The 12,595-nt window shown below is 41.2% G+C and carries 12 protein-coding genes; 10 read left to right on the forward strand and 2 right to left on the reverse strand.

The features are described 5' to 3' along the window. Positions 1-52 precede the first annotated feature (52 nt). On the forward strand, positions 53-799 hold the full coding sequence (gene yycI, locus ACWPWY_RS19385) for a two-component system regulatory protein YycI (protein ID WP_454193259.1): 747 nt from the start codon (positions 53-55) through the stop codon (positions 797-799). Between the two features lie 6 nt (positions 800-805). Next, positions 806-1,612: an MBL fold metallo-hydrolase gene (locus tag ACWPWY_RS19390; protein WP_191802426.1), complete on the forward strand. Its 807-nt coding sequence runs from the start codon at positions 806-808 to the stop codon at positions 1,610-1,612. On the opposite strand, the gene ACWPWY_RS19395 is transcribed toward ACWPWY_RS19390, so the two are convergent. Next, entirely contained in the window at positions 1,581-1,787 is a 207-nt protein-coding gene (locus tag ACWPWY_RS19395; RefSeq protein WP_454193260.1) for a hypothetical protein, read from the reverse strand. The genes ACWPWY_RS19390 and ACWPWY_RS19395 overlap by 32 nt on opposite strands. Positions 1,788-2,257: 470 nt before the next feature. Here ACWPWY_RS19395 and ACWPWY_RS19400 point away from each other — a divergent pair, with 470 nt between their 5' ends. The 5 genes from ACWPWY_RS19400 to ACWPWY_RS19420 all read left to right on the forward strand — a co-directional run bounded on the left by ACWPWY_RS19400 (position 2,258) and on the right by ACWPWY_RS19420 (position 7,895). Then, a complete protein-coding gene (locus ACWPWY_RS19400; RefSeq protein WP_454193261.1) occupies positions 2,258-3,505 on the forward strand; it encodes a S1C family serine protease in 1,248 nt (415 codons plus the stop codon). 288 nt (positions 3,506-3,793) lie between these two features. Further along, on the forward strand, positions 3,794-3,961 hold the full coding sequence (locus ACWPWY_RS19405; protein WP_160035581.1) for a CxxH/CxxC protein: 168 nt from the start codon (positions 3,794-3,796) through the stop codon (positions 3,959-3,961). A gap of 185 nt (positions 3,962-4,146) precedes the next feature. After that, entirely contained in the window at positions 4,147-4,626 is a 480-nt protein-coding gene (rlmH, locus tag ACWPWY_RS19410) for a 23S rRNA (pseudouridine(1915)-N(3))-methyltransferase RlmH (protein WP_454193262.1), read from the forward strand. A gap of 665 nt (positions 4,627-5,291) precedes the next feature. Next, positions 5,292-6,377 carry a 5-methyltetrahydropteroyltriglutamate--homocysteine S-methyltransferase gene (locus tag ACWPWY_RS19415; RefSeq protein ID WP_454193263.1) on the forward strand — a complete coding sequence of 362 codons (1,086 nt, stop codon included), beginning with the start codon at positions 5,292-5,294 and terminating at the stop codon, positions 6,375-6,377. A gap of 27 nt (positions 6,378-6,404) precedes the next feature. Next, positions 6,405-7,895 (forward strand): aldehyde dehydrogenase family protein, encoded by a 1,491-nt coding sequence (locus ACWPWY_RS19420; RefSeq protein ID WP_454193264.1) that lies wholly within the window; start codon positions 6,405-6,407, stop codon positions 7,893-7,895. 252 nt (positions 7,896-8,147) lie between these two features. Here ACWPWY_RS19420 and ACWPWY_RS19425 read toward each other — a convergent pair whose 3' ends face one another. Continuing rightward, complete coding sequence (locus tag ACWPWY_RS19425) at positions 8,148-8,600, reverse strand: HEAT repeat domain-containing protein (protein ID WP_454193265.1); 453 nt, start codon at positions 8,598-8,600, stop codon at positions 8,148-8,150. Positions 8,601-9,322: 722 nt separating this feature from the next. Between ACWPWY_RS19425 and ACWPWY_RS19430 the strand changes: the two genes are divergently transcribed. The 3 genes from ACWPWY_RS19430 (at position 9,323) to ACWPWY_RS19440 (ending at position 12,574) form a co-directional block, all read left to right on the forward strand. Further along, a complete protein-coding gene (locus ACWPWY_RS19430) occupies positions 9,323-9,790 on the forward strand; it encodes a DUF559 domain-containing protein (protein ID WP_454193266.1) in 468 nt (155 codons plus the stop codon). A gap of 708 nt (positions 9,791-10,498) precedes the next feature. Continuing rightward, positions 10,499-11,116: an NAD(P)-dependent oxidoreductase gene (locus ACWPWY_RS19435; RefSeq protein ID WP_454193267.1), complete on the forward strand. Its 618-nt coding sequence runs from the start codon at positions 10,499-10,501 to the stop codon at positions 11,114-11,116. 366 nt (positions 11,117-11,482) lie between these two features. Beyond that, a complete protein-coding gene (locus tag ACWPWY_RS19440; protein WP_454193268.1) occupies positions 11,483-12,574 on the forward strand; it encodes a hypothetical protein in 1,092 nt (363 codons plus the stop codon). Positions 12,575-12,595 lie beyond the last annotated feature (21 nt).

Consider the following 12,595-nt stretch of genomic DNA (forward strand, 5'->3'; position numbering starts at 1 on the left):
TAACCCTTGGACTGGCCTGTGCAGGTGGTCTATAATGAAATGAGGTGAAAAGATGGACTTTGGCCGTGCCAAGAATGTATTAATATATGCTTTTCTGCTGCTGAACCTGGTTCTGGGTTATCAGTTGTGGGTTGATGCACGGGAATCGGCCGGCTCAAGTCTTGACTATACTTCTCTTGGTGACAGTACACAGCGACTGATGGAAGAGAAGGGAATTCAGATTCTTGCGCCCATTCCAAGCGACACACCTGTTATGCCAAAGCTGACCTACCGCTATCTTAAGGGGGACAAGGCAGCGGGAATCGTGCAGCTTGATCAGCCTATTGATAGTAAACTTGTGTTTTCTGAAAAAGAAATGGTGGCTGCGCTGAAAAAGGAAATTCCAGATATCGATCAGTATAAACTTGACCCGCTTGCGAATCTGGATGCTTCAGACCGATTTATTTTACATCCGCTTGCGGAACAAAAATGGCCTCTATTTCATGTGAATCTAGAGTTATATTATTCGAATCAGAAAATAACAGCTTACCGGCAATCACCGATTGAGATGTCAACATTCGAAGAAGAACAGCAAGTGCTTCCGGCTTCCAAGGCCCTTGGCACGCTGGTCGAGCTCTTTTTACCGAATGAAGCGGTCGTACAGGATATCACGCTTGGATATTATGGTGAGGAGTTTAACTCGGACAGCCAAGTGGCAGCCCCTGCGTGGAGATTTGTGCTCGAAGGCGGGCAGACCTATTATGTTCAGGGCATCAGCGGAGAGGTGATTAGTCCGAAGACAGAAAAACCGGAGGAGTAATGAGTTATGGGGATACGTTTTACCGTGTTGTCGAGTGGTTCGACGGGGAATGCGACAGTCGTTCGTAATGATGATACGGCTTTATTAATAGATGCAGGACTCAGTGCGAAGCGAATCGATGAATTAATGCTAGAACGGGACATGCTGGGTTCACAACTTGACGGAATTTTAGTTACACATGAACATTCAGACCATATTCGGGGTCTTGGTGCGGTGGCAAGGAAATATAATTTACCGATTTATGCGAACACGAATACGTGGAAAGCGATGCAAAAATCGATTGGTAAGATCGCCGAGGAAAACATTCGAATTATGGAGAGCGGAGAGGTAAAAGAGTTTAAGTCACTTCGCGTGGAGTCGTTTGGGATCTCTCATGATGCAGCAGAGCCTGTAGGCTACTCTTTCTATGATGGTAAAGAGAAACTTAGTGTGGCGACCGACCTTGGCTACATGAGTGATAAAGTTCGCGATGCGATCTCAGATGCAGATGTTATGGTTCTAGAAGCAAATCATGATATTGATATGCTGCGAATGGGACGATACCCATGGAATACCAAAAGACGGATTATGGGCGACCTTGGTCACCTATCTAATGAAGCAGCAGGTGCTGCCCTTAGTGAACTGATGAACGGAATTACGAAACGTGTATATTTGGCTCATTTGAGCCGTGATCATAATATGATGGAACTCGCCAAACTTACGGTACGAAATGCCATGGAAGAACGAGGATGCTTCTATAAGGATAGCGAATTCCAACTTTGTGAGACGTATTATGACCGGCCTACACCGTGGGATAAGGTGAGCTCTCCATAAAGCTGTCGAGCTCGGCAGCTTTTTTTTCTACCTCTTCCCGGGTAAGGATGTTTTTTTCGATGAGCAGCTCAATGATCGTACTTAAAGCAAGCGTGTTGCGGTAATGCTCTTCTTTGAGATCCGCTAATTTGGCCGCGAGACCAACCTCTTCCATAGCACTGTATACACGATTCATAGTGATACCTCCTTCTGATTTGAGCAGCCAATCATATGAATCTTTCATGTGAGTCTAGTAAGCTCTTAATTGTATTGTAGTCAGACAGGGGCAAAAACATTCCTGTTTTTTCTTGTTTCTTGAGAAGTAAAGGTCATGCTATGCTAAAAAAGCTTTTTTGTGGAGTTTTATCTTGGTATAAATTTGGGAATAAAGACCTTGTTTAACCGGCTTGTACGGAACAAAAAATGGGGTTTCTAATCCATTTACGTTGCCGCGCTTAAAGCGGTAAAATGATGGTGATATATGTAATAGGGACTGATTTCTCACCCTTTTTCGAAACTTTTTCGTTTCATATGTGTTAACTATAGTAGAGAAGATATGAGACCTGTAGGCATTTTTATAGATAACCATTCATGTGAATAGAGAAATAAGCACGTATTAAGGCAGTAAACGGTCTTGATGCAAGTGATACGAGGGGAGAGAATCCAATGGGATTGTTTGACGATGAGTTTTATTCCACCAAAGTATCAAAACGGACCGGAAATCTTCCAAACCGAATTAGAGTCAGCCGCAAAAGATGGTGGCCGAAAACCGTAAAGAATGCCGAAACTTCCACTTTTTCAATGATTCAGGTTGTTGTAATCAGCTCGGTGATCAGCGCCATTGTATCTGTGACTTTATTTGCGTGGATTGTATATCCAGGAAATACACAGATGGCTTTTGCCGGACAAAGTTCTTATGCAAGCGGAGGAACTGACTCTTACGAGACACAAATCATGCAAGCGGGAGATAAAGTTCGTCCGGCTGTAGTAAGTATTGTGAGTCATAAAGAGGTTGAAGGTTCTAAAATTTCGGATTCGGCTTTAGGGTCGGGCGTTATTTTTAAAATTGAAGGTAAAAAAGCATATATCATGACCAATCATCATGTTGTCGATAGTGGTGAAAATCTAGAAGCAGTAACCGTAGATGGTGTATCCAAAAAAGCAGAACTGATCGGTAAGGACCGAATCAGTGATATTGCTGTGCTAGCCATCGATAGCAGCGGAATTAATACAGCAGTAGAGCTTGGAGATTCTACCAATCTACGCAGAGGTCAAACTGTACTCGCCATCGGAAATCCATTGGGACTTGGCGGTACGATGACAAGAGGGATTGTAAGCTATATTGACCGTGAGATTCCGGTCTCCATTAACCAAGACGGAGTGTATGACTGGGAACAGTCCGTCATACAGACGGATGCTGCCATTAATGAAGGGAACAGCGGTGGTGCCCTGGTTGATTTAGAAGGGAATTTAGTTGGTATTAATACAATGAAGATTGCGGATACTGGTGTAGAAGGGCTTGGGTTTGCGATTCCAACGCATGATGTGATGACAATTGTCGATGATCTGATGGTGGATGGAAAAGTATCTCGTCCTTATCTCGGCGTCTACACCGTAGATTTAACCAGTCCTTACGCTCCGCTTGATAAAGAACAGCGGGAAGAGATGAAACTGCCGGATTCTGTTGAGGAAGGCGTAATCGTGCTCGAATCATCCGGTCCAGCGGAAGAAGCAGGGCTTAAGATGAATGACGTAATCATAGAGTTCGATGGAAAGAAAATTAAATCAACCCTCGAACTGCGTAAGCACCTGTATGAGAAGAAGAAAATTGGCGATGAACTCAAAATAAACTTTTATCGTGATGGGAAACTGACGGAAGTTTCCACGAAGCTTACAGATAAACCTGAAGAATAGCAGCAGAGCGAAAAACGGTTTTCCCCGGGTAGGTGAAAGCCGTTTTTTATTTGCTTATGATGCATGGCAAGTTACTCGATCTGGGAAGGATAAACACAGGCAGAAGTAAGGATAACGATGAAAAGTCCTATTCTACTCAATTGTTAGGGGATAAAAAGGATAAAGGGTTTCTTTTCACGCGCAGGTATGGTAGAACAAGAGAAGGAGCATGTCCATATGTGAGGGCATTTGTCTCGAAGCATAAGGACAGCCGTAAGAAGGGTAAAGACAGAAAGGATGCTTGAGTGAATGTACACCGTATGTAAAGATCATGTGGAGCATGCCATTGACCAGTTTGTTGATGAATTCGAGGATGCACCCGATATTGTAGATTTGAAAGAAACCGAATTCTCCGACTGGGACCCGCCGGTAAAGTGCTCAGAATGTGATAACAACGCGGAGTTCCTAGTGGTGTAAGAGGTTCATACTTCGCACGGATATAGTTGAATAGTAAACATGGGGAGAGCGTGAAGTTTACGCTCTTTTTGCTTGTATATAACTTAGATGGTTCAGTGAGATAAGAAGATGAGTAAGGGTGTAAAAAAGCAGTGGTGTCATTACATAACGGTAAATAGCCGTGTTATATAGGAGGTATGCAGAATATGTTCATTCAAATTATTAGTGTAGGGAAATTAAAAGAGAAATATTTAGTACAGGGAATCCAGGAGTATGCAAAACGCCTTGCACCATATATCAAGTTCCAGGTGATTGAAGTGCCGGATGAAAAAGCTCCTGAAAACATGAGTGATGCGGAGATTCAGAATGTGAAGGACCGTGAAGGGGAGAAGATCCTTGGTCATATTAAAGGCGATGCCCACGTGATTGCGTTAGCACTTGATGGTCATCTGTGGAGTTCGGAAGATTTAGCTGCGGAGATCGATAAGCTCGGTACTTATGGGACAAGTCATATCGTCTTTGTGATTGGCGGTAGTAATGGGTTGTCGAATGCGGTGCTTCGGCGTGCACAGCAGCGTCTGAGCTTCGGGCGAATGACTTTGCCGCATCAGCTCATGCGTCTGGTGCTCGTGGAGCAGATTTACCGTGCAGTGAAGATTAACCGGGGGGAACCATATCACAAGTAGGGCGAAGTTCGCGGCAGGAGTAATCCCCAGGTACTGTCACCACAATCAAACCTAAAGATCGAAAGCATTTAGCAGAACTTATGAGTAACACATTTTATCATTTTATATGAAAACGAGGATATGTTTACACAAGAGGACATTGGGAGTTTTTTATGTTAGTGGAGAATATCAGTTTCAGTTTAAATGGTAAGCGTATGTCATTGAATTCTTGGTTCCAATAGATTAAGCAAAGCCGCTTTGCTTAATCTATTTTGTTTTTAACTTTGGTAATTTAAGTGAAATGGGTTTAGACGGTATGACTTTGGTATCACCCTTTTTCAGCTAAAACAATTAAACAAACACAATGGAGCCGTCCAGTGCTTGGGCGGCTTTTTACTTGCCGTTACAGGCAGCGCGGTAAACCGTACCATAAATAGTAGTAATATTTATGATATAAAATACTTTGAGAGATCCAAGGATGAGCATAAACATAATGAAGTTATCATTATGACCCCTGCTCCTCGCTCCACCCTAAATCCCTACCATAGGAGGTTGTGGATTTTTGCGTATTAAAGTCTTTTAGCTATTGTTAAAAGCTATGACTAGCTATGCTTTTTTCATATAACAAGCATTCCTTTTCATCATGCTATACTCATTAGACTAAAAAGTTAGAAGGAGAAATAGTTATGATACCATTTCGTAATGATCATGTAGGTAGCTTTCTACGCCCTGCAGATTTAAGTCAGGCACGTGAACAATATAAATTAGGCAACATCACATATGAGGAATTAAGAGCTGTGGAAGATAAAGAGATTATTCGAATTATTGAAAAGCAAAAAGAAAATGGCGTATTGGCAGTTACTGATGGTGAATTCCGCAGAAGCTGGTGGCATTTTGACTTTCTGGGCGGCTTGGATGGCGTAGAGTTGTATGAGCAAATAGACGGACCGAAATTTCATAATATGCAAACTCGCAAGGGTGGGATTCGTGTTGTTGGTAAAGTTGATTTCTCGAGTCATCCCTTTGTTCAGGATTTTGAGTTTTTGAGAAAGCATGCAGGTGACGCAGTGGCGAAACAGACCATTCCAAGTCCAAACATGCTTCTATATCGATTGGAGAATGACGTCAATATATATAAGGACAGAGAGCAATTCCTTCAGGATACTATTGCGGCGTATCAAAAAGCCATTCAAGCCTTCTATGATGCCGGATGTCGGTACCTGCAATTAGATGATACAGCTTGGGCAGACCTATTCTCAGAAGCTGGTCACGATAAGCTACGTGCTAAAGGTCTAGAACCGGCAGAAGAATTGAAAACGATGCAGCGAATGATTAATGAATCCTTGTCTCATAAACCGGCAGATTTAGTTGTGACTATGCATATTTGTCGTGGTAACTATAAATCGAACTATTTCTCAACGGGTAGTTATGATTACGCTTCTGAAGTTATCTTTGGAGGCTTAAACGTAGATGGATTATTTTTAGAATTTGATGATGAGCGCTCAGGTGGTTTCGAGCCATTAAAGTATGTGAATCGAAAAGATTTGAAAATCGTGCTTGGTTTACTCACATCGAAAACAGGCGAATTAGAGGATAAAGAACAAATTAAAGCTCGGATTGCAGAGGCGGCAACCTATGTACCACTTGAGCAACTTTGTTTGAGCCCACAATGTGGCTTTTCGTCTACAGAAGAAGGCAATATTTTAACGGAAGAACAACAATGGCGTAAACTTCGTTATGTTAAGGAAATCGCAGAAGAAGTTTGGAATTAATCCATCTAAATACGGAGGGGATGTAAAATGACGATACAAGCAGGCCAAGAGACAATTATAGTTGAAGCGTTAATTAATGGTCAAAATGTAAAATCCCTTTCGCAGTTAGCAAAAGAGAATCCGACAAACCCAACTGAGATCGTAGGCTATTTCCCTGTCACTACGAAAGAACAAGCGGTTGAAGCGATTGAAGCGGCGGCAGGGGCTTTTAAAACATGGAAGCAGACCTCCATTGATGAACGCATTATTATGATGCGCAAGGCGATCGAGAAGATTAGAGCAGCTGAGAATGAAATTGTGCATTTGCTGTCTAGAGAGCATGGCAAGCCCCTGTATGATGCACACGGTGAAATTTATGTTTCGTTAATATGGATGGAGTTTGCTTGTAATGAAGCTAAATCGGCTCTACAGGAAGAGATCAAAGAGCATGAGAATGGCAAAACGATTCTTTCCTATGATTCAATTGGTGTGGTGGCAGCGATTAGTCCATGGAACTATCCCATTGCTCTATCTACGATTAAGATCGCTCCTGCCTTACTTGCGGGCAACACCATTGTGCTTAAACCAAGCCCATTTGCGCCACTGGCGGCAGCTAAAGTGGCAGAAATTATTGCGAGTGAGTTCCCGGCTGGTGTAATCAATGTCGTTCATGGTGATACGGATGTAGGCGTTGAACTGACTAGTAATCCTTATGTTACTAAAATCGCCTTTACAGGTGGAACAGCAACAGCTAAGCATATTATCAAAGCTGCTTCGGAAACGATTAAGGATATGACGCTTGAGCTTGGTGGTAATGATGCGGCTATCTTCTTGGAAAGCTTTGATGTTCATGATGAGCGAGCAATGCGCCGGATTGTCATTTCTAATTTCTTGACAGCAGGCCAGATCTGTATGATTGCCAAACGTGTGTATGTACACCGTTCTATATATGATGAGTTTGTGGAAAAATATATAGAGGCGGCAAATCGCTGGATTCGAATTGGTGATCCATTTGATTCAAATACGACGGTAGGCCCGGTTAATAACCTGAAGCAGAAAAATTACGTGCTTGGTTTGGTTGAAGATGCGCAAAAGCGCGGGGCTAAGGTCATTCCTCTCGGTCAAATTCTTGATCAGAAGCTGTTTGACCAAGGTTACTACCTACAACCTACGCTTGTTTTAGGTTGCGATGTTCATGATCCGATTGTGGTGGAGGAACAGTTTGGACCTACGGTGCCGATTCTGCCATTTGACGATGAAGAGCAGGTTATTCATCTACACAATGAAAGTATATATGGATTGACGAGTTCTGTGTGGGGGAAAGAAAAGGATGCCATCTCCGTCGCACGTAAACTCGAAGCTGGAACGACGATGATCAATACAGCTGCTGTGCAGGGGCTCGACGTTCGGTTCCCTTTCGGTGGCTTCAAGCAGTCTGGTATTGGCCGTGAATACGGCGTGGAAGGTATCCGCACTTATACAGAAAAGCATGTCATCAACGTTCCGAAGACACTGGATCTTCCTTATATACCAGAATAAATTTTATAGCATACAACTTCGACATCGTACAGGAAATTTACATGTGAAATGGAAGTAGGCTCTAACTTTTCGCCTTGTTTACTGATCTTTAAGAATCAGTAGACAGGGCGTTTTTTTGTCAGATAAGTTTGAGCGCAGCAACTTTTCAGAAAAAAACAACCCATATCTGATGGAGGTGACCCTGAAGAAATAAGAAAGCCACTCCATTATTTTGGAGTGGCTTTGTACTCGCTATTATACGGTGAACGGCGGCTATCTTCTACCTAGTGTCTCCCAAATTCCATGGAGCCAGGAGTCGAACTCAGCATCTTTGTCGCCCTCGTAAGTATCATAAATATCCAGACGTGTCTTTTGCAGTTTTTCCTTAAATTGCTCAAATGTGTGACCTTCAGGAAGGCTTTTTTTAATCCGTAGCAAAATTTTGTTAAGACCTTTAAACAGCTCACCTTTGTTTTTGTCAGGCATTTGTACATCTTCATCCAACTGCTTGAGCTTGTGATATGCGGCTTCACGCACCTGGAACACTTGATCATTTGTCAAAACATGCTGCAGCAACTTAATGGTAGGTGCTGTATCCCAGTTCCCCAATTCGTTCACCGCATTTAGCCTGTCTCTCCAGCTTGCCGTCCGATTAGCCGCTCGTTTGAGCTCTTCAAAGTTTTCCGGTAGTTCGTTAACTGCTCCAATATCATGGTTGTTCGTCAAAATTTAATCTCCTTAATCATCGCCATCTCGGCAGAATGATGAATGTTATTTATGTGAACACTATTATAGCACGAACCTGACTAAACTACTCCTATGAAGCCGATTGACAGCCTGAAAATCACATTCACCAATTGTTAAAGATGTATCAACCTATCTAATCTCCTTGACCCTCTTTTTTTTATGAATGAAGTCTATGTGATTCTATAGTGTGTAGAAAAATAAGATTAAAAGAAGAAGAGAAAGTCCTTATCATACAAGGCGCCTCTCTTCCTTAGCTTCATAGGATTTTGAACTGAGGTTTGAAACACTTATAGCTTCCGGATAAGCCATCCCCATCTCTATGGGAAATCTAAACCAATAACAGATTCAAATAAGACTATTTATTTAAAAGGTGTGGCTGACCGATTAACAAGAGAATCTCTACAAGATGTGAAAGAGGCATTATATACATATGGAGAGTGGTATCAACAGTTCGGACCAGATACCTATCCATTACGTCATAGAAAGAGTTTTGCTTCCTTTGATATGAAAATGAAGTTAGAAGTGATTGAAAAGTTGAAGACATTAATCGAGAAAGCAGAAAGAGCGACTGAATATATTGAAACTTTTAGATATCAAAAAGATAACACCTGCTTATACTTATTGTTATTTCTAGTATAGAACCCGAAGAACTGAATGTAACCAACACATCTGAGCGTGGACCAAAGCTATTAAAGTCTTTCTTGAAATATGCCAGGGCTGTCTCAGCAGGGAAGATTGAAGAGATCCAATCTGTAATTCAAGAGATCAACGAAGCAGTCAACACACACGTTGTAGAACAATCTCTTCACTTCGATTCTCCATTTGAAGAACAGGTATATCAGCAACTCCGTAATTTAGGTTATGAAGTTACCACACAAGTAGGAATGTCTGGCTATCGTATCGACATGGCAGTTACCCATCCAAACGATAGTTCTAGATTTATTCTTGGAATAGGATGTGATGGGGCTATGTATCATAGCTCTCCGAACGCTAGAGAACGAGATGTTTATCGGCAACGATACTTAGAATCAAGAGGTTGGATCATTGAACGAATATGGAGCAGGAATTGGTCGAAGAATCCTACAAATGAAATAGAGCGTATTGACCAGAGAATTAAGGAGTTGTGTCGGAAAGAAGAAGTTCGAGCTAAATTGGAAGAGGGAATATGACCTTCATGACGTTTAATGAGAATAGAAGAATAGTAAAGAAGAGTCTGGTTCAAAACAGGCTCTTCTTTTTGTATTTTTTAAGCCCCTCCTTTATAAAAGCGCTCCTTGATTCTGGATAGTTGATAAAAGGAATTTCATGGATTGGTGCTTGTGGAGCAGATATACCGTACAGTGAAGATTAAGCGCGGGGAGCCGAACCATAAATAAGTGTGGTTTTGAAATCTATTATATTAATTTAAAGTGGATTTTTTCTTTGTGTTATATTATAGAAACTTTTAGAGGTATCAAATATGGTTCAAGTAAACCTAGAATTTTATCCTTTACATAGAGAATGGAATGTAAAGGTATTTTTTCTTCCTAAAGTCCCTAGGGGGAAAATGGGTCAACCTATCGTTTTGAGAGAAATATTGAAAGCTATAGTGGATAATGTACCTTAAAATACAAAAATGAAGTTTGAAGGCAGTTGCAGTGAATCGACTTTAGATCATTTATGTACTTGGTTAAGGCCAATTGGTTTAGTATTTAAAGACGGCGGTATGTGGAAAATATCAGAGGAGAGCAAATTATATTTAGAGACGAAAGATGATTTATATTTAACGGCAATATTTTTTGCTTGAGGCTCAGCTTGTCGAGTCATAGTAACATTTCTTTTATTAATAAGATAATATCAAGAGGGTAAGGAATGATGGGAAAGAAAGGTGAAGTGCTATGAAAATTATTGTTTTTGGCGCAACAGGCGGTGTAGGCCAATCTGTCGTGAAGCAGGCAGTAGAGAATGGGTTCGAGGTAACCGCATTTGTACGGACACCAACAAAGCTAGAAGTTACACACGATAATTTGAAAATTATAAAAGGAGATGCCTTCAATCAAGCAGAAGTCGCAGCAGCAATTGCCGGTCATGATGCGGTCGTGTCATGCTTAGGTTCTAGTCAAGGAATGAAAAAATCAACGGAGCTCCAAGAGATGGCGAAAAATATGGTCACTGGCATGCAGGAGCATGATGTGAAACGAATCGTCTACACCGCATCTGCGGGAATTCATAAAGAACTACCAGGTATAAGTGGGAAACTGGTCATGAGAATGCTTAAGAATACTCTAGCAGATCACAGAGCTGCTACAGATTATATTGAAGCACATGGACTGAACTACACCATTGTTAAACCCTTGGGATTAACCAATCGTCCCTTTTCAGGAAAGTACAGAGAATCTACGACGAGTGTACCAAAGAACGCAAGATCCATACCACGTGCTGACGTTGCACACTTTATTCTAAAAGCATTAGATAATGCAGAATATGAAAATACATCGATTGGAATTGCTACTTAGAAAGCAACAAAATTCTACTGACGTCGAGAAGTGCCGGAAGACCCGCACGGCTCAGGACGAAAAGGTCCTGCTGGGACACCCAGAGCTGACTGCAAATACTGATCGCCATTGGTAAGTCGGTTACGCCGCGGTGAACCGCATCTAAGTAAACGGAAAATTTATTCTGTATAAATACGTGTTGCAGTTAATATAATGGTCTAGTCGAACCGATTTGTTGTCGAAATTATACTCGCTTTTAGACAGTTGGTAGGTCTGCTATTAAGTCAGAAACTTACATATTTTTTAGAAAAACACATATTTGTGATTCTTACATCAATAAGAGGTTTAAGAGTAACTTATTATACATAAGAAAGAGGAGAAAACAAATTGAAAAAACAAAGTAAACGTGGTACCGGCAAGGCACTAATTATTTTGATGTTGACTGTTCTTTTTATTTCAGGCTGTAGTGCAAGTAACAACGGAAATAACGCATCGGGTGGTGACAAAGAGGAGAAAATATTTACTTCTAAAGACTGGCAGGTCCAGTTAACTTTGGATAATGGTTGGGTAGAGGACCCAGCTCTTAATGACCAGGCCATTCTGGCAGTCTCGGAGAGAAAAAATGAAAAGTATGTCATAGTAAATGCCTTTCTAAAATCTAGTTTGGCGGACGATGCTACTTTGGATGATTTCAAAGTTATATTTACTAATAACATGAACTTGTCTATAACAAATGTGGAGGAATCTAACAACAAAACAATAAATGTGGCTTCTACTGAAGCTCAGCTATTTGAAATTACCGGTGAGGCACAGAAGGTGAAAGTGCATTATTTAGTGGCTTTACTTGAAAAGGGAGGCTCTTTCTATCAAATTATTACATGGTCTACACAATCTAAATTTGAAGAAAATAAACAAGAGCTATTACAGGCGATTGAATCGTTTAAAGTATTAAAGGAAACACCAACAACTCCAGCCTCTACTTCTCCCTCCGAATCTACAGATCCTAACAACAAAGACGATGAGAATACAGAAGTAACCACCATAACGAGCGATGATAAAAAGACAGAAATTACGATTCCGGCTTATATGACATACGAACTTGAGTTGTCTCCTGATGCTGACATTCAAGCCTCCCGTATGCAGCAAGAAGAATATTTGATGGTTCTACGTGAGGGTAAAGATGTTTTTGCCGATAACTTCACTTTGAACGATTATTATACAGCGGTTACGGACTCTATGTCTCAAACATTATCGAATACCACGATAACAGAACCCAAGGAAATTGAGGTCAATGGACAGCCAGCTGTGCAATTTGAGCTAAACGGGGAAATCGACAAAGTTAAAATTAGCTACCTGATCACACTTGTAGAGACAGACGGTAACTTTACTCAATTGTTATTCTGGACTCTTCAAAATCGCATGGATGAAAAACGTGACATGTTCATCAATGCTGCTGGTACGTTTAAAGAGGTTCAATAATCCATACTATTTATGCAAACG

This window comes from Paenibacillus sp. Marseille-Q7038, from assembly GCF_965111595.1.

Excerpts from the sequence above, each read along its gene's own strand:
- ACWPWY_RS19395 (WP_454193260.1), bottom strand. The coding sequence starts at position 1,787 with ATGAATCGTGTATACAGTGCTATGGAAGAGGTTGGTCTCGCGGCCAAA.
- rlmH (WP_454193262.1), top strand. The coding sequence starts at position 4,147 with ATGTTCATTCAAATTATTAGTGTAGGGAAATTAAAAGAGAAATATTTA.
- yycI (WP_454193259.1), top strand. The coding sequence starts at position 53 with ATGGACTTTGGCCGTGCCAAGAATGTATTAATATATGCTTTTCTGCTG.
- ACWPWY_RS19400 (WP_454193261.1), top strand. The coding sequence starts at position 2,258 with ATGGGATTGTTTGACGATGAGTTTTATTCCACCAAAGTATCAAAACGG.
- ACWPWY_RS19435 (WP_454193267.1), top strand. The coding sequence starts at position 10,499 with ATGAAAATTATTGTTTTTGGCGCAACAGGCGGTGTAGGCCAATCTGTC.
- ACWPWY_RS19420 (WP_454193264.1), top strand. The coding sequence starts at position 6,405 with ATGACGATACAAGCAGGCCAAGAGACAATTATAGTTGAAGCGTTAATT.
- ACWPWY_RS19390 (WP_191802426.1), top strand. The coding sequence starts at position 806 with ATGGGGATACGTTTTACCGTGTTGTCGAGTGGTTCGACGGGGAATGCG.
- ACWPWY_RS19415 (WP_454193263.1), top strand. The coding sequence starts at position 5,292 with ATGATACCATTTCGTAATGATCATGTAGGTAGCTTTCTACGCCCTGCA.
- ACWPWY_RS19405 (WP_160035581.1), top strand. The coding sequence starts at position 3,794 with ATGTACACCGTATGTAAAGATCATGTGGAGCATGCCATTGACCAGTTT.